This window comes from Megasphaera indica (genome assembly GCF_046614755.1).
GTDB lineage: Bacteria > Bacillota > Negativicutes > Veillonellales > Megasphaeraceae > Megasphaera > Megasphaera intestinihominis.
This window is the reverse complement of the sequence record NZ_JBKKJR010000006.1, coordinates 31,409-49,014: the sequence shown is the minus strand read 5'-3', so window position 1 is coordinate 49,014 and position 17,606 is coordinate 31,409. Positions and strand designations below refer to the sequence as shown.

At 55.0% G+C, this 17,606-nt stretch carries 17 protein-coding genes; all 17 read left to right on the top strand.

Going from position 1 to position 17,606, the window contains the following annotated elements:
* The first annotated feature begins 171 nt into the window (after positions 1 to 171).
* Positions 172 to 447 carry an AtpZ/AtpI family protein gene (locus tag ACFCTO_RS04830; protein ID WP_292300759.1) on the top strand — a complete coding sequence of 92 codons (276 nt, stop codon included), beginning with the start codon at positions 172 to 174 and terminating at the stop codon, positions 445 to 447.
* Positions 448 to 466: 19 nt separating this feature from the next.
* Positions 467 to 835: an ATP synthase subunit I gene (locus ACFCTO_RS04825; protein WP_292260663.1), complete on the top strand. Its 369-nt coding sequence runs from the start codon at positions 467 to 469 to the stop codon at positions 833 to 835.
* 19 nt (positions 836 to 854) lie between these two features.
* A complete protein-coding gene (atpB, locus tag ACFCTO_RS04820) occupies positions 855 to 1,526 on the top strand; it encodes a F0F1 ATP synthase subunit A (RefSeq protein ID WP_296916208.1) in 672 nt (223 codons plus the stop codon).
* A 40-nt stretch (positions 1,527 to 1,566) separates the two neighbouring features.
* Entirely contained in the window at positions 1,567 to 1,824 is a 258-nt protein-coding gene (gene atpE / locus ACFCTO_RS04815; protein ID WP_014016847.1) for a F0F1 ATP synthase subunit C, read from the top strand.
* A gap of 38 nt (positions 1,825 to 1,862) precedes the next feature.
* Entirely contained in the window at positions 1,863 to 2,360 is a 498-nt protein-coding gene (atpF, locus tag ACFCTO_RS04810; RefSeq protein ID WP_014016846.1) for a F0F1 ATP synthase subunit B, read from the top strand.
* Between the two features lie 4 nt (positions 2,361 to 2,364).
* Positions 2,365 to 2,931 carry an ATP synthase F1 subunit delta gene (gene atpH / locus ACFCTO_RS04805; RefSeq protein ID WP_014016845.1) on the top strand — a complete coding sequence of 189 codons (567 nt, stop codon included), beginning with the start codon at positions 2,365 to 2,367 and terminating at the stop codon, positions 2,929 to 2,931.
* Entirely contained in the window at positions 2,931 to 4,466 is a 1,536-nt protein-coding gene (gene atpA / locus ACFCTO_RS04800; protein ID WP_292260655.1) for a F0F1 ATP synthase subunit alpha, read from the top strand. Before atpH ends, atpA begins: the two co-directional genes overlap by 1 nt.
* A gap of 3 nt (positions 4,467 to 4,469) precedes the next feature.
* Complete coding sequence (gene atpG / locus ACFCTO_RS04795) at positions 4,470 to 5,333, top strand: ATP synthase F1 subunit gamma (protein WP_294024038.1); 864 nt, start codon at positions 4,470 to 4,472, stop codon at positions 5,331 to 5,333.
* Between the two features lie 40 nt (positions 5,334 to 5,373).
* Positions 5,374 to 6,792, top strand: a complete 1,419-nt coding sequence (gene atpD / locus ACFCTO_RS04790) for a F0F1 ATP synthase subunit beta (RefSeq protein WP_014016842.1) — start codon at positions 5,374 to 5,376, stop codon at positions 6,790 to 6,792.
* Between the two features lie 3 nt (positions 6,793 to 6,795).
* Positions 6,796 to 7,218 (top strand): F0F1 ATP synthase subunit epsilon, encoded by a 423-nt coding sequence (locus ACFCTO_RS04785; protein WP_302420410.1) that lies wholly within the window; start codon positions 6,796 to 6,798, stop codon positions 7,216 to 7,218.
* A 398-nt stretch (positions 7,219 to 7,616) separates the two neighbouring features.
* On the top strand, positions 7,617 to 8,495 hold the full coding sequence (gene glyQ / locus ACFCTO_RS04780) for a glycine--tRNA ligase subunit alpha (protein ID WP_014016840.1): 879 nt from the start codon (positions 7,617 to 7,619) through the stop codon (positions 8,493 to 8,495).
* 1 nt (position 8,496) lies between these two features.
* On the top strand, positions 8,497 to 10,545 hold the full coding sequence (gene glyS, locus ACFCTO_RS04775) for a glycine--tRNA ligase subunit beta (RefSeq protein WP_499876466.1): 2,049 nt from the start codon (positions 8,497 to 8,499) through the stop codon (positions 10,543 to 10,545).
* A 481-nt stretch (positions 10,546 to 11,026) separates the two neighbouring features.
* A complete protein-coding gene (locus tag ACFCTO_RS04770) occupies positions 11,027 to 11,587 on the top strand; it encodes a hypothetical protein (protein WP_499876465.1) in 561 nt (186 codons plus the stop codon).
* Between the two features lie 486 nt (positions 11,588 to 12,073).
* Complete coding sequence (gene rplS / locus ACFCTO_RS04765; RefSeq protein WP_020310713.1) at positions 12,074 to 12,415, top strand: 50S ribosomal protein L19; 342 nt, start codon at positions 12,074 to 12,076, stop codon at positions 12,413 to 12,415.
* Between the two features lie 356 nt (positions 12,416 to 12,771).
* Positions 12,772 to 13,737 carry a biotin synthase BioB gene (gene bioB / locus ACFCTO_RS04760; protein ID WP_499876464.1) on the top strand — a complete coding sequence of 322 codons (966 nt, stop codon included), beginning with the start codon at positions 12,772 to 12,774 and terminating at the stop codon, positions 13,735 to 13,737.
* A 175-nt stretch (positions 13,738 to 13,912) separates the two neighbouring features.
* Complete coding sequence (locus tag ACFCTO_RS04755; protein WP_020724006.1) at positions 13,913 to 15,184, top strand: manganese-dependent inorganic pyrophosphatase; 1,272 nt, start codon at positions 13,913 to 13,915, stop codon at positions 15,182 to 15,184.
* Positions 15,185 to 15,249: 65 nt separating this feature from the next.
* Positions 15,250 to 17,454: a DNA helicase PcrA gene (gene pcrA / locus ACFCTO_RS04750; protein WP_499876463.1), complete on the top strand. Its 2,205-nt coding sequence runs from the start codon at positions 15,250 to 15,252 to the stop codon at positions 17,452 to 17,454.
* Positions 17,455 to 17,606 lie beyond the last annotated feature (152 nt).

Here is a 17,606-nt window from a genome sequence, read left to right as displayed (position 1 = left end):
TGGCTATACTGAGAATTATTTTTAGCTATAACGTTTAATTTTCTTAAAAATGATATTGCTTTTCCAGATTTTCCGTGCTAAAATAAGCGAATAATCGTTGCTGGCAGTATATAGATACTATGCCCGACGGTTATGGAAAACTGCCATCGCCCGAGCAGGAGTGTATGTAGTATGAGACATCATGATGATTCTCACGATGACAAATTAAATCACATGAGGCTTTGGGATATTGTCGTCATAGCCGGTTCCTTAGGCCTGTCTCTCTTCGTCTGCATCTGTGTCGGCGTCGCCATAGGGCGCTTCATCGACGTCCATGCCGGGACGTCGCCGTGGGGATTGATCCTCTTTTCCCTCATCGGTGCCATCTCCGGTTTCTGGACCTTATATAAGAAGGCCTTGTCCTATCAGCAGGACGAGGCGCGCCATGGCCGGCATCTGCGCAAGTGAAAGTCACGGAGGATAGCCTATGGAAGCGTTTTATGCCTATGTAAAGGCAACAATATACAAGCTCATTGGTTTTACGTGTATCGTCACGGCCGTCCTTTTTCTAGGAGGCTGGTGGCAGTACATAAGTGGCTGGTGTATCGGCAGCGGCTTGAACATCGTTTATTTCTTCATGCTCAGCAGCCGTTCGGTACGGGCCTTAAAATTGCCGCCTGGGCAGGCGGCGTCATTCATCCGCGGCGGTGCCGTGTTCCGGCTGGTTTTCATCTGCCTGGCCGTCATCGTCATCCTGCAGTTCCCGTCCATTTCCCTGGGGGCTGCCGTGGCCGGTATCTTTTCGTACCGCGTCCTCGTCTTCGCAGATGTACTGACTGCGCGTCTCAGACGGTAAAGGAAAGGAGGTATTGCGTATGGAATTACATGCAGGGCATCATATGGTCGTCCAGCTCCTGGGTCTGAATGTCAACCTGGATACGCTCATGATGACCTGGCTGGTCGCAGCCTTAGTCATCATCGTCACTGTCGCTGCGACAAGGGGCCGGTCCCTCGTCCCGTCAGGACTTCAGAACGCCATGGAAATCGTCATCGAAGCATTGCTCGATCAGTTCCGGGAAACCTTGGGGCCGAAATACGGCCAGGTCGTCTCGGTCCTGCTGACGATGTTCCTGTTCATCCTCTTCGCCAACGAATTGGGCATGCTGCCGAATCCGCATGTCCTGGCTTCGCCGACGAATGACTTGAATACGACTGTCGCCCTGGCACTGGTTTCTTCCTTTATGGTCCACTTCATGGCCTTGAAGAACCAGGGGTTCAAAAAGCATTTCAAGCACTTCTTCAAGCCCTTCGCGCCGTTTGTCATCATCAATCTGATGGAAGAAATCACCAAGCCTTTGACCTTGGCCTTCCGTCTCTTTGGTAACATCCTGGCAGGGGAAATCCTGTTGGAAGTCCTGTACTTCCTCGTGCCTGTCGCCGTCCCGATGATCTGGCTGCTCTTTAGCTTCGTCATCGGCCTCATCCAGGCATTCATCTTCACCATTCTGACTACATCGTATCTGGCACCGTCCTTTACGGAAGACTAAGAAAGCTCAGATACCGTTACAACTTAGGAGGTTATTTACTATGGAAAAAGCTCTCGTATTGGCATTATCTGCATTTGGTGCATGCTTAGGTATTGGGTTGGCAGCTCTCGGCGCTGCTATCGGTGACGGCCATGCCGCATCGAAGATGCTCGAAGGTACGGCCCGTCAGCCGGAAATGGGCGGCAAACTCCTGGTCAACATGCTTATCTCCATCGGCTTGATCGAATCCATGCCGATTATCGCAGCTGTCATCGCTATCGTATTGGTCTTCGCCAATCCGTTCGTCAGCCTGCTCTAATCCGAAGATTCTAATATACAGCCGGGGAGGGAAGTACATTGGTTAGTATTAATGGTACCTTGCTGTTCCAGTTCATCAACTTCTTCGTGTTAGTTGCCATTCTGGCAAAGTTCGCTTATAAACCGCTGCTCAAAGTCCTGGAAGACCGCCGCAACAAGATTGCGTCGGACCTCGACAACGCAGCCAAAGCCCGGGAAACGGCTGAAAAGATGAAAGCCGACTATGAAGCCCAGATCCGCGATGCCCGTGCTGAAGCCCAGGCTATTGTCGACAAAGCTGTCAAGCAAGCCGACAAAGAAGCCCAGGCTCAGCTGGAAGCCATCCGCGCTCAGATCGCCCGGGAAAAACAGATCGCTCAGACGGAAATCGCCAACGAACGGGAAGCGGCTATCCGGGAAATGCGTAATGAAGTAGTCACACTGTCCATGGCTGTGGCAGAAAAACTGCTCCAGAAAAACATGGATCCTGACATGAACGCCAAACTGGTAGCCGATTGCATCGACCAGCTCCAGACGCACCGCGTAAAGGGGAACTGATCTTATGATACCCGAAACGATCTATAGCAAATACAGCCAGGCGATGTTCGACATCGCCAGCGAACAGAAGAAGCTTACCGAGTTCGGAACAGAACTGAAAGGCGTACGGGACACGTTCCAGGAAAATCCCGATTTGTGGAAATTCCTGAATCATCCCCTCGTACCGCCGCAGTCTAAAAAAGACACACTTGCAAAGATTTTCAAGGACAGCCTATCGCCGATCGTCCTGCAGTTCATGTACGTCATGATCGACCGGCGCCGGGAAGCGGCCCTCTTGCTTGCCATTGACGGGTTCATCGATTTGGCCCGCAAGGCCCAGCACATCGAAGTGGCCAAGATCCGCGTCGTCAAACCGCTGTCTAAGAAAGAAGAAACGAAACTGGTTGCCAGCCTGGAAGCCATGACGGGGCAGCACATCGAACCGCTGTACTACGTCGACCCGTCGCTCATCGGCGGCATGGTCATCCAGATCGGCGACAAACTAATAGACGGCAGCCTCCGGCGGCAGCTGCGCGATATGCAGCATAAACTGCTCCAGGCTGACGTGACGAATGGGGTGACGGACGAATAATGAAAATGAAGCCAGAAGAAATAACGGCTATAATCAAGAAACAAATCGAAGATTATAATGTGGAAATGAATGTCGACGACGTCGGCACCGTTCTGGAAGTCGGGGACGGCATTGCCCACATTTACGGTTTGGACAAAGCCATGTCCGGGGAATTGCTGGAACTGCCTCACGGCGTTTACGGCATGGCCCTGAACCTGGAAGAAGACAACGTCGGTGCCGTACTGCTCGGCGATGACGCCCTCATCAAGGAAGGCGACACCGTCCGCCGTACAGGCCGCGTCATGCGTGTCCCTGTAGGCGAAGCCATGGTCGGCCGCGTTGTCAACCCCTTGGGGATGCCTATTGATGGCAAAGGGGAAATCAAGACCAAAGATTCACGCCTCATCGAAGTCAAGGCTTTCGGCATCGCCGACCGCCAGCCGGTCAAGGTACCGCTCCAGACAGGCCTCAAGGCTATCGACTCCATGGTTCCTATCGGCCGTGGCCAGCGTGAACTCATCATCGGTGACCGTGGCACCGGCAAGACGGCCATCGCCATCGATACCATCCTGAATCAGAAGGACACAGGCGTCATCTGCGTCTACGTCGCTATTGGCCAGAAGGCATCGACCGTTGCCCGCGTTGTCCGGACCCTGGAAGAACACGGCGCTATGGCCTATACCATCGTCGTCGCCGCTACGGCTTCCGACGGCGCACCGCTCCAGTACCTGGCCCCGTATTCCGGCGTTTCCATGGCCGAATACTTCATGCTCCAGGGCAAGGACTGCCTCTGCGTCTACGATGACTTGTCCAAACATGCTCAGGCTTACCGCGCCATGAGTCTGCTCCTCCGTCGTCCGCCAGGACGTGAAGCTTATCCGGGCGACGTATTCTACTTACATTCCCGTCTCCTCGAACGCGCTGCCAAGCTGTCCGATGAACTCGGCGGCGGCTCGATTACGGCCCTGCCGATCATTGAAACCCTGGCCGGTGACTTGTCGGCCTATATCCCGACTAACGTCATTTCCATCACAGACGGCCAGATCTTCCTGGAAACAGAAGCCTTCAACTCCGGGATCCGCCCGGCTATCAACGTCGGCCTGTCCGTTTCCCGTGTCGGCGGCTCCGCCCAGATCAAGGCCATGAAGAAAATCGCCGGTACCCTCCGCCTGAGCCTGGCCCAGTACCGCGAACTGGCCGCTTTCGCCCAGTTCGGTTCCGATCTCGATAAGAGCACGAAAGCCCAGATCGATGCCGGCGAACGGACGATGCAGCTCCTCATCCAGCCGCAGTATCAGCCGATGCCCGTCGAAGACCAGGTCATGCAGATTTACCTGGCCGTCAAGAACTACCTCATGCCTGTACAGGTTGAAGAAGTTTCTCAGTTTGCTGATGGCTTCATCAAGTTCATGCACAGCAACTATCCGGAAGTCGGCGAAAGCATCAAATCGACGAAGGAACTCGGCAAAGACGCAGAAGCTACGCTGCAGAAGGCTATCGCTGAATACACCAAGCAGTACGGCGCTTCTCACGAACTGATCAAAGAGGAGGAATAAGCTATGCCGAGTGCACGCGAAATAAACAGACGTATTAAATCCGTCACCAATACCCAGCAGATCACTAAGGCCATGAAGATGGTTTCCTCCGTACGACTGCGCCGTGCACAGGATCGGGCCGTGGCTACCGCCCCGTATACCGAAAAGATGGAAGGCATGCTGCAGCGTCTGTCTGCGGCTTCGCCCGATGCGGGCAACGCCTTGTTCACGCCTCATGATGCGGTCAAGAAGACGTGCTACATCATCATCGGTTCGGACAAAGGGCTGGCCGGTGCTTTCAATTCCAATGTCAACAAGGCCATGGTGTCGGTCCTCAAGGACAAGCCCCGCGATGCATCGATGCTCCTGGTCGCAGGCCGCAAGCCCATTGAGTACCTCAAGCACCTCCACCTGGTACCGGAAAAGAAGTGGTCCGGTTTTTCCGACAAGCCCCAGTTCAGCCACGCCCAGCAGATAGCCCACTTGGCGACGCAGAAGTTCCTCGATGGCGAAGTCGACGAAGTCTATGTCATTTACACACACTTCAAGTCGGCCCTGTCCCAGGACACGCGCATCGTCAAGATGCTGCCCATTACCCAGAAGGAAGGCCAGCAGGAAGGGGGCCCGCGGGAAGAATACCTCTTCGCGCCGGATCCGAAGCTCGTCCTCGACGCCTTGCTGCCGCAGTATCTGGATCTGTTCATTTATAACAGCCTCCTTCAGTCCGCTGCCAGCGAACTCGGTGCCCGTATGACGGCCATGACGTCGGCTACGGACAACGCAGGCGAACTGATCGACAAATTGACTGTTACCTACAATAAAGTCCGTCAGGCTGGTATCACCAACGAATTGACGGAAATTGTCAGCGGCGCCAACGCTTTGCAGTAAGCCGCCTGGCAATCATTCTGAAAGAGAGGAGTACCTCTTCATGAGTAATAATATTGGGAAAGTAGTCCAGGTCATCGGCCCGGTCGTCGACGTGCGGTTTGCCTCGGAAGCAGACTTGCCCGCCATTTACAACGCTATCCATATCACTGGTGGCGAAGGCGACCAGAAGATCGACCTGGTTGTAGAAGTCATGCAGCACTTGGGCGACGACGTCGTCCGCTGCGTTGCCATGGACTCGACGGACGGCCTCGTCCGCGGCATGGCAGCTGAAAATACGGGCGGCCCCATCAAGGTCCCCGTCGGCAAAGGTGTCCTGGGCCGTATCTTCAACGTCCTCGGCCAGACTGTCGATAAAGTCGACGCTAAAGTCGAAGCCGATGATTACTGGCCTATCCATCGTCCGGTCCCGAAATTCCAGGACCAGGCGACGGAAACGGAAATCTTTGAAACGGGGATCAAAGTCGTCGACCTCATCTGCCCTTATGCCAAAGGCGGCAAGATCGGCCTCTTCGGCGGCGCTGGTGTCGGCAAGACCGTCCTCATCATGGAACTCATCCACAACGTCGCTACCGGCCACGGCGGCTATTCCGTCTTCACCGGCGTCGGCGAACGTACGCGTGAAGGCAATGACCTTTGGAACGAAATGAAGGAATCTGGCGTCATCGACAAGACGGCCCTCGTCTACGGCCAGATGAACGAACCGCCTGGAGCCCGTATGCGCGTCGGCCTGACCGGTCTGACCATGGCAGAATACTTCCGTGATAAAGAACACAAAGACGTATTGCTGTTCATCGACAACATCTTCCGTTTCATCCAGGCCGGCTCCGAAGTTTCGGCTCTGCTCGGCCGTATCCCGTCGGCCGTTGGCTACCAGCCGACCCTGGGCACCGACGTCGGCGCCCTGCAGGAACGCATTACGTCGACTAAAGACGGGTCCATCACGTCGGTCCAGGCTGTCTATGTCCCGGCCGATGACTTGACTGACCCGGCTCCGGCAGCTACTTTCGCCCACTTGGATGCGACGACCGTCCTGGCCCGTGAAATCGCCGAACTGGGCATTTACCCGGCCGTCGATCCCCTCGATTCGACGTCGCGTATCCTCGACCCCCACGTCATCGGCGATGACCATTACAACACGGCCCGTGCCGTCCAGGAAATCCTCCAGAAGTACAAAGACCTGCAGGATATCATCGCCATCCTGGGTATCGACGAACTGTCCGAAGAAGATAAGCTGACCGTTGCCCGTGCCCGTAAGGTACAGCGTTTCCTCAGCCAGCCTTTCGCCGTCGCCGAACAGTTCACCGGTCAGAAGGGCCGCTATGTGCCGTTGAAAGAAACCATCGAAGGCTTCAAGGAAATCTTGTCCGGTAAATGCGACGACATGCCGGAACAGGCTTTCTACATGGTAGGCAATATCGAAGAAGCATACGAAAAGGCTAAGACACTGAAAGGGGAATAGTCTATGGCAGAAGCAGGAAAGACACTCCATCTGGAAGTCATTACACCCGATGCTGCCGTACTCCATGAAGATGTGGATTTCGTCCTCGTCCGCGCCCTGGACGGCGACTTGGGCATCATGCCCAATCATGCGCCGCTCATCGCGTCCCTGTCGATTTGGCCATTGTGCTATGATAAAGGCGGAAAGCGCCAGTACGTCACCGTAGCGTCGGGCTTCCTGGAAGTCCATGACAATACGGTCACAGTCATTACGCCAGCTTCAGAAAAACCGGAAGACATCGACGTAGCCCGCGCCCAATCGGCGGAAAAACGTGCCGAAGACCGCTTGGCTGCACACGCTGCCAACCTCGACGTGACCCGCGCCGAAGCGGCCCTGCAACGAGCCCTGCGCCGCCTGGACGTCGCCGAAAAATACGGCAAGCAATGATAGTGAGTTTAAAGTTTTTAGTATAGAGTTTGTAGTGAATCCATTCAAAGTATTGATTACTGCAAACTACAAACTGCAAACTCAAAAGGAGCTGTCTCTACGAGACGGCTCCTTTTTATTGACTTTTCCCCTCATCTCTGCTATGATAAGGTTCGTACAAATCAATAGGCGATGCAGGAGAGTAAGTACGTATCATCCTCAGCGAAGCAGGGACAGTGTGAGCCTGCTGCCGATGCGGAAGGCGCTCTGAAGGCCGCGGCCGGAAGTCTTTTCGATGTGTATGGCCGATGAATCAAGCGGGTCTTTGGACCAATCAGGGTGGAACCGCGGGTACGTATACTCGTCCCTGTAACATGTCATGTGTTACAGGGACTTTTTTGTATTTAGGAGGGAATACGATGAATTTTCAAGACATGATATTTGCATTGAAGAGCTTTTGGTCTTCTCAGGGCTGTATCATCTACGAACCGTATGATGTAGAAAAAGGGGCAGGGACCATGAACCCGGCTACCTTCCTGCGCACGCTCGGGCCGGAACCGTGGCATGTTGCCTATGTCGAACCGTCTCGCCGCCCGGCTGACGGCCGCTATGGCGACAACCCGAACCGCCTGTACCAGCATCATCAGTTCCAGGTCATTTGCAAACCGTCGCCGGACAACATCCAGGAACTCTATCTGAAGAGTCTAGAAACGTTGGGCATCAACCCGGCAGAACACGATATCCGTTTCGTCGAAGATAACTGGGAATCGCCGACCCTCGGCGCCTGGGGCCTGGGCTGGGAAGTCTGGCTCGACGGCATGGAAGTCACGCAGTTCACCTACTTCCAGCAGGTCGGCGGCATCGACGTCGCCCCGGTTTCGTCGGAAATCACATACGGCATGGAACGCCTGGCCATGTATATCCAGGGCGTCGAAAACGTCTATGACCTCAAATGGAATGAAGACGTCACTTATGGCGACATCTTCCATCAGAACGAAGTCGAACAGTCGACGTATGCCTTTGAATTGAGCAACGCCGACCTCTTGTTCCACCTCTTCGATGAATACGAAAAAGAAGCCATGCGGGTCATCAAAGCCGGCTTCGTCCTTCCGGCCTATGACTACGTATTGAAATGCTCGCACACGTTCAACCTCCTCGACGCCCGCGGCGCCATCAGCGTCAGCGAACGGGCTGCCTTCATCGGCCGCGTCCGCAACATGGCACGGGCCTGCGCCAAAGCGTACTTGGAACAGCGTGAAAAATTAGGTTTCCCGATGCTGAATAAGGAGGAAAAATAAGATGAGCAAAGATTTGTTACTTGAAATCGGTACTGAAGAAATCCCGGCTCATTATATGCCGAGTATCCTTTCCCAGGTCCGGGACCTGGCCGGGAAATCCTTTGGCGAATCCCATATCGCTTATGAATCGATCCGCACCCTCGGTACGCCGCGCCGTATCGCCCTCATCATGAAGGGCGTCGCTGAAAAACAGGCCGACGTATCGGCCAAACATAAAGGCCCGTCGGTCAAGATCGCCTACGATGCCGACGGCAACCCGACGAAAGCTGCCATGGGCTTTGCCCGGGGCCAGAAAATCGACGTCAAGGACCTCGTCGTCGAAGACGGCTACGTCTATGCCAACGTCACCAGCGTCGGTGCTGACACAGCCGGCCTCTTGCCGGACCTCATGAAAGGCATCGTCACGGGCCTCAATTTCCCCAAGAGCATGCACTGGGGCAGCCTGGACTTCCACTTCGTCCGTCCTATCCGCTGGTTCGTCGCCCTCTTCGATAAAGATGTTATCCCCTTTGAACTGGCCAACGTTAAATCGGGCAACGTCAGCCGCGGCCACCGCTTCCTGGGTACCGGCGATTTCACCATCGAAAGCCCGGCAGCCTATGAAGAAACGTGCAAGGAACATTTCCTCATCGTCGACCCGGAAGTCCGCAAGCAGATGATCCTCGAAGGCCTGCAGAAACTGGCTGACGAAAAGGGCGGCACCATCATCATGGACGACGACCTCCTGGAAGAAGTCGTCTACCTCGTCGAATACCCGACGGCCCTTTGCGGCGAATTCGATGAAGACTACCTGAAACTGCCGGAAGCGGCCATCATCACGCCGATGAAGGACCACCAGCGCTATTTCCCTATGCGCGATAAAGACGGCAAGCTCATGAACCTCTTCCTGACTGTCCGCAACGGCAACGACTACCATCTGGAAACGGTCCAGCACGGCAACGAACGCGTCCTCCGCGCCCGCCTGGACGATGCCAAGTTCTTCTTTGAAGAAGACAAGAAACATAAGCTCGCCGATTATACGGAAAAATTGAAGAAAATCGTCTTCCAGGACGGCTTGGGCACGCTCTATGACAAAGCTCAGCGCCTGGAAAAGATTACGGTCTTCCTCAATCATAAACTCGACCTCGGCCTGGATGACGCCAAGCTGCAGCGCGCATCGCTCCTGGCCAAAGCCGACCTGGCTACGCAGATGGTCATGGAATTCACGGAACTCCAGGGCGTCATGGGCAAGGAATATGCCCTCATCGACGGCGAAGATGCCGGCGTGGCCGAAGCCATCAACGAACAGTACCAGCCGCGCTTTGCCGGCGACGTCCTGCCGCAGACCGACATGGGCAAAGTCTTGGGCATTGCCGACAAGTTCGATACCATTACGGGCATGTTCAGCCGCGGCTTCATCCCGACGGGCTCGCAGGACCCCTTCGCCCTGCGCCGCCAGACCATCGGTACCCTCAACATCCTCATGGATGCCGGCTGGAATCTCAACTGCCATGAAGTCTTTGCTTTCGTCCTCAATCTCCTCGGCGTAGAAGGGGAAGACGCAGCCAAAGTCACGGGTCAGCTCGACGACTACTTCACGCTGCGCCTGAAGAACATCTTCCAGGATAAAGGCATGGATTACCACATCATCGACTGCGTCCTGGCTTCGGATACGCTCAACGCCTACGAAGAAGCCCGCCGTGCCCAGGCCCTCATCGATGCCGACATCATGGGCAAGACCGACCTCTTGCAGGCTTTCACCCGCGTCAGCAACATGATCAAAGGCGCCGACGATACCGACGTCAATCCGGACCTCTTTGAAACGGAAGAAGAAAAGGCCCTTTACAGCGCCTGCCAGGCCATGCAGGTCAACTTGCCGCAGAAATACGCCGTCTATGACTACGAAGGCGTAGCCGAAGCCCTCTCCGAAGGCATTGCCGCCATCAACGACTTCCTGGACAACGTCCTGGTCATGCACAAAGACGAAGCGGTCAAAGAAAACCGTCTCCATCTCCTGGCCCTGACCTACAGCCTCATCCAGCCCTTGGGCGACATCAAGAAATTGGCGTAGGGGCCGCCACGTGGCGACCCGCCGGCCGCAGGTCGCTTTGGAATCAGATGCCGCTGCGCGGCGACAGTCTCAGGTGGACAACGACGCTTCGGGACACCCTCGGCGCGTAAAAAGCCTCCCCTGAGAAGGGGAGGGGGACCGCTTGCGGTGGAGGGGTTCTTTACGACATACCCTTAGCGTATTGTAGAGAAAGAACCTCTCAGTCAGCAGAGCTGGCCCAACGGGCCGGAGAGGTTGATTTAAAGCGGAAATTCAATGGCCAAAAATGAAAAATATGATATAATAATAGGGAGTATCGCACAGGCTCTTCGCCTTCCTGCGAAAATCCTTGGAGTGTTTAGCTTGTAGTATAGAGTTTGTCGTTTGTAGCGAGGAAATAAAAACTTTTCTTACTGCTAACCACTAACCACTAGCAACTCAAAAGGAGCTGTCTTCACTCGACAGCTCCTTTTCCGCATCTACCATAAAGGAGTGATCATTTATGAAATTGAAGAATCTCGTCATGTTGGCAGCAGCCCTTACCTGTATTGCCGGTTCGACCGTCATGGCTGAAGAAAAGGTGGGCCTCAAGAGCGCCAGTGCTGACAGCTATGAAGTCGTCCAGGTCATGACGACTAAAGACAAGAATTACTATCAGTACTATAACAGCGCCTATCAGTATGCCGTCGATATCCCACGGGTTGCGACGACAGCCGACATGAATGCCGACGGCGATGGCTGCTATTTCCAGGATCCCAAAGACGATGCCGTCTACATGACCTATGCCGCCAAGAACACCATGGGCTTCACTATCGACGAACTCTACAACATGGCTTTGGGCATGAACGGATCGCCGACACTGACGACCAACATCAAGACCAAGAACAGCTATGCCATCGGCTGGACGGACGGCAAGAAGTCCTACTACCACGAACTCTACATCAACGACAAGAACAAGACCTACACGGCCTTCACCGTCACCTATCCGACCAGCAAAAAAGATAAGTACCAGGCCATCATCGCCCACATGTCCCGCAGCTTCATGCCCAACGTACAAATGTAATGACAGGGGATGCCCAATGGGCATCCCGCCGGTCGCAGTTCGCAGGCCGCAGGCCGCCTCGGAATCGGATGCGGCGTCCCGCCGCGACAGACTCAGGTGGACAACATCGCCTCGAGTAACCCTCGGCGCGTAAAAAAAATGCCCCGGCTGGGGCCTTCGTAGGGGCCGTCCTAAGCCTTTTTGGCCCGTCAGGTGCCGACCAACGAGAGGCGCAAGACGGTTGCCAAAACGGACAGCTGTGGCTAGGCGGCCCGCCGTGAATCCTGTGAATCCAGGGGAGGTGGCCCAAAGGGCCGGAGAGGTTGCTGTGCTTTCGAGCAGCCCTTTACGGAAGATGCCTATAAAATGGAAAAATCCCCCTTTACAGGACCGCGGCTTTATGGTATAATTCCCTTGTTAATTTAGGCAGTCCTCTGCTCGATAACACGATTGTCGTGAAAGGTGGCGGCAACGGGGGCACGAATGTCTTATAGGAGGAAAAAAGAAATGAACATTATCAGCGTACTTGAACAGGAACAGCTTCGTGACGATATCCCGGCATTCCGCCCTGGTGATACAGTCAAAGTTCACGTAAAGGTTGTCGAAGGCAATCGCGAACGTGTACAGATTTTTGAAGGTGTCGTTATTGGCCGTCAGAACGGCGGTGTCCGCGAAACTTTCACTGTCCGCCGCGTTTCCTACGGTATTGGTGTTGAACGTACTTTCTTGGTACATTCCCCGCGCCTCGCTAAAATCGAAGTCGTTCGCCACGGTGTCGTCCGTCGTGCAAAACTGCACTACCTCCGTGGTCTTACAGGCAAAGCTGCCCGTATCCGCGAACGTCGGTAATTCATTGGCAAGAACACTTGAAAAAGAGGTTGTCTCACGAAGCATGGCTTCGCGGGTCAGCCTCTTTTTTCATGGCTACCCTGAGAAGGGGAGCTGTCAGCGCAGCTGACTGAGGGGTTCTTAGCCTCATAAACATTCCACCTGTAGGGGCTCGCACGTGGCGAGCCCGCCTCTGAATGATTGTGTATACCTATATTTTCCCTTTGTGGGATTCCCCGAAATGAATCGTCCTGCGATTCAGGATATCGTGCACTCATATTGTTAACCTTGATACAAACGAAATAAAGTTGACTGCAATCGCCGCAGCGAGTATAATAATCCCATAGTTCACAATAAAAATAGGGAGTGGGTTGACAATGAATACGATAGCAGCACTGACAGATAAAATTATACAAGGATACCGCATCCGCCGCGGTGATGATTTGTCGATTTTCCTGGAAGCACCTTTGGAAGAATTACAGCAGGGAGCCGGCGCCTTACAGCGCCATTTTTGTGGCAATCATATTGATTTCTGCACCATCATCAACGGCCGCAGCGGCCGCTGTGGGGAAGACTGCAAATACTGTGCCCAGTCGGCCTGCCACCATACGGGCTGCGAAGAATACGGCTTCCTGGCGAAAGAAGAAATCCTGGCCAACGCCAAGGCCAACCAGGATGCCGGCGCCAACCGCTTTGCCATCGTCACGTCGGGCCGGGCTCTGACAGGGGCGGATTTTGAAAAAGCCCTGGATACGTACCGCACGATGAAGCAGACGCTGCACATCGACCTCTGTGCGTCTCACGGCCTTCTGACGCCGGAACAGCTGCACCGCCTCCACGAAACGGGCGTTACCAGTTATCACCATAATATCGAAACGTCGCGGCGTTTCTTCCCATACATCTGCACGACCCACACTTATGACGACCGCATCCACACCATCAAGGCCGCTCAGAAAGAAGGGCTCTGCGTCTGTTCCGGCGGCATCATCGGCATGGGGGAAACCTGGGAAGACCGTCTGGACATGGCCATCAGCCTGGCCGAACTGGGCATCCAGTCCATTCCCGTCAACGCCCTCATGCCCATTCCCGGCACGCCCCTGGAACATCGGCCCCAACTCGACGGCCGCGATGTCCTGCGGACCATCGCCTTCTTCCGCTTCATCAATCCTGAAGCCAACATCCGCCTGGCTGCCGGCCGCAAACTCCTGCCGGAAAACGGGGCCACAGCCCTGCTCCACGGCGCGTCGGCCTCGATTACGGGCAACATGCTGACCACGTCGGGCTCGACCATCGCCGAAGACATGGCCATGCTCCAGCGCCTGGGCTTGACGAATAGGGATTAGCCATCAGCCGTCAGCCATTAGGGGGACACTTATGAACTTGTGAAGAACCCCTCAGGCCTGTGGCCAGCTCCCCTTCTCAAGGGAGCCGACGCCCTGCACTAGCCTTCATCCTTTGTCTATGATATAATGTTAGGGATATAGAAACATACATATACTTTTCAATGAGGTGATTATCGTGGCAAAACAGATTTTTGTTACCGGTCATAAGAGCCCGGACACGGACTCCATTTGTTCTTCCATTGCCTATGCAAAATTAAAACAGTTACAGGGTATCGACGCTACGCCGATCCGCGCTGGCGAACCGAATAAGGAAACGGCTTTTGCCCTGAATTATTTCCACGTTGCTCCGCAACCGCTGGTCAAGGACTTCTACGTCAAAGTCAGCGAAGCTGTCCACACGGAAGTCGAAGCCCTTCCGGTCAGTGCCAGCCTGAAAGATGCTGCCAAATGGTTCGCATCCCACGAAAGCGATGTCGCTCCCGTTGCCGATAACGGCCAGTTCGTCGGCGTCATCGAAAAAGGCCAGCTCGCCGATGAATTCGTCAAGACCGTCATGGGTGAAGAATTGAGCACGGTCAAAGCCTTGGCTCACGATCCGGAACTGTTCTTCAAACCGACCGATAACGGTCACGACATCCCGGCTGATGGCAAATATGCTGTCGTCGAAAACGGCAAATACGTCGGCATGATCTGTGCAGACTGTGTCGCTGCTGTCGAAAAACAGCAGGTCATCCTCGTCGACCACAACGAAAAGAAACAGATCATCGACGGCATCGACGAAGCATCTATCGTCGGCGTCATCGACCATCACCGCATCGGCGGTACCTTGGAAACGGCCGGTCCTATCTCCATCCTCTTCAAACCCGTCGGCTGCACGGCAACCATCGTAACGGGCTTGTATGAACAGGCTAAGGTCGACATCCCCAAAGACATTGCCGGCCTGCTCTTGTCGGCCGTCATTTCCGATACGGTCCTCTTCCGTTCGCCGACCTGCACGCCGGCTGACCGCGAAGCTGCCGAAAAATTGGCCAACATCGCCGGTGTAGACGTCGAAAAATACGGCATGGAAATGCTCAAAGCCGGTGCCAACGTCTCCGATTTGACGCCGGATCAGATCGTCCACAACGACATGAAAGAATTCTCCAGCGGCAATACGACCTTCACCGTTGCCCAGGTCCAGGTCATGGATACGACAGACCTCCTCGACCAGAAACAGGTCCTGCTCAACGCCTTGGAAAAATTGCGCGCTGAACACGATTACGCCGCTTCCTTCCTGATGATCACCAGCATCATCGACGAATCGACGAACCTCATCTTCGCCGGCAATATGGACGACGTCGTCAGCAGTGCCTTCGGCAAGGACGTCCTCGATAAGGAAGTCTACCTGCCCAAGGTCATGAGCCGTAAGAAACAGGTCATTCCGCCTATCCTTTCGGCAATGAAATAAGTGATGATTTTCAGAGGCCCCATCGACACGGTGTGGGCCTTTTTATCTATAAAGGGGAAGAATGCATGAATCCTATTTTTGATACCCTCAATGACCGCCAGTGCGAGGCCGTCAAGCGTACCGAAGGGCCGCTGCTGATCACGGCCGGTGCCGGATCGGGCAAGACCAAAGTCCTGACCTGCCGCATTGCCCATCTCCTGGAATTAGGCGTCGCGCCGTACCGCATCCTGGCCATTACCTTTACCAACAAGGCCGCCAAGGAAATGAAGGAACGCGTGACCAACCTCGTCGGTGCCCAGGCCGACAGCATCTGGCTGAGTACGTTCCACTCGTTCTGCGCCAAGCTGCTGCGCTTTGAAGTCGATGGCTTCCACGGTTATACGCGCAATTTCACCATCTACGATTCGTCGGACCAGTTGGTCCTGGTCAAGGACTGCCTGAAAAAACTCAACCTCGACGACAAGCAGTTCACGCCGCGCTCCGTGTTGGGGACCATTTCATCGGCTAAGAACGTCCTCATGGATGCCAAGGCCTTTGCGGCGAAAGCCTCCGATTTCTACGAACAGAAAGTCGCCGACGTCTACGCTCTGTATCAGGAAAAATTGCGGGAAAACAATGCCGTCGATTTCGACGACCTCCTGTTCCTGGCCGTGCGCCTCTTGCAGGAAAACGAGGAAGTCCGGGAAAAATACCAGTCCCGGTTCCAATATATCCTGGTCGACGAATATCAGGATACGAACCATGCCCAGTATGCCCTGACCAAGATACTGGCCGCCCGCTGGCGCAATATCTGCGTCGTCGGCGATGCCGACCAGAGTATTTACGCCTGGCGCGGTGCCGATATCCGCAACATCATCGACTTCACGCGGGACTATCCCGATGCGGCGTCAATCAAACTGGAACAGAACTACCGCTCGACGAAGACTATCCTCCATGCGGCCAATGCCGTCATCGACAATAACGAAAGCCGGCCCAAGAAGACCCTGTGGACAGAAAACCCGACGGGGAACAAGATCATCCATTACCAGGCCCAGACGGAACACGACGAAGCCGATTATATCGCCGGCGTCATCTACAACCGCCATGAAATCAGCCACGAACCGTATGGCGACATGGCCATCCTCTTCCGGACCAACGCCCAGTCCCGTGTCCTTGAAGAAAAGCTCATGCGCTATGCCATTCCCTATACCATGGTCGGCGGCACCAAGTTCTATGACCGCAAGGAAATCAAAGACGTCCTGGCCTACCTGCGCCTGCTCTATAACCCGGAAGACAGCCTGAGCCTGACGCGCATCATCAACGTGCCCAAGCGCAACATCGGGGCGACGACGATGGAACACGTCGCAGCCTATGCCGAAGCACAGGGGATTTCCTTGTTTGAAGCCCTGTCGTCGACCGATGAGATCCCCGTCACCAAACGGGCCAAGGCATCGCTGGAAAACTTCGCTGCCATGATTTTCGACCTCCTCAACGACATCGAAGGCAAAGACGTCCTGAGCCTCATTGAAACGGTCATCAAACAGACCGGTTACGGCGACATGCTCGATAAAGAAGCGGAACACGACCCGCAGGGCGAAAGCCGCAAGGAAAACGTCGGCGAATTCCTGTCCGTCGCCAAAGACTACATGGACAGCAATCCCGAAGGCAACCTCCAGGACTTCCTGGAAAACGTCGCCCTCGTCAGCGATGTCGATGATTTTGAAAGCAGTGACTCTAAAGTCACCCTTATGACCCTCCATGCCGCCAAGGGCCTGGAATTCCCGGTCGTCTTCCTGACCGGCCTCGACGAAGGGCTGTTCCCGCACAGCCGGACCCTGATGGACCCGGCGCAGGTCGAAGAAGAACGGCGCCTGGCCTATGTCGGCATTACCCGGGCTGAACGGCAGCTCTACGTGACCAATGCCGTCACGCGGACCATGTACGGCCGCATCTCGGCCTATATGCCCAGCCGTTTCCTGGCCGAAATCCCACCGCAGTTCATGGAAGACTACCATCGCAAGAGCGCCATGCCCCAGAGCCGGACGACGGCAGTCCCGGGGAAACAGCGCGTTTCCATCCTGACCAAGCCCGTCGCGTCGAGCCTGCCCAAGAAACACGCCGTTACCGATACCTTCGCCAAAGGCGATAAAGTCCGCCATAAGATCTGGGGCATCGGCACCGTCCTCGACGTCATCGGCGAAGGCCCGAACATGCAGATGAAAATCCAATTCCCGACCAAAGGCGTCCGCCAAGTCGTCGTGAAATACGCCCCCTTAGAGAAAATACAGTAGGGCGCCTAAGCCTCCCATATTAGGCCCTTTTTGGCCCGTCAGGTGCTGACCGCAGGGAAGAACAAGACGGTTGCCAAAACGGAGAGCTGAGCTGGAGGTGGCCCGAAGGGCCGGAGAGGTTGCTTGCACTTTTGCAGGCCGCTTCGGAGAGC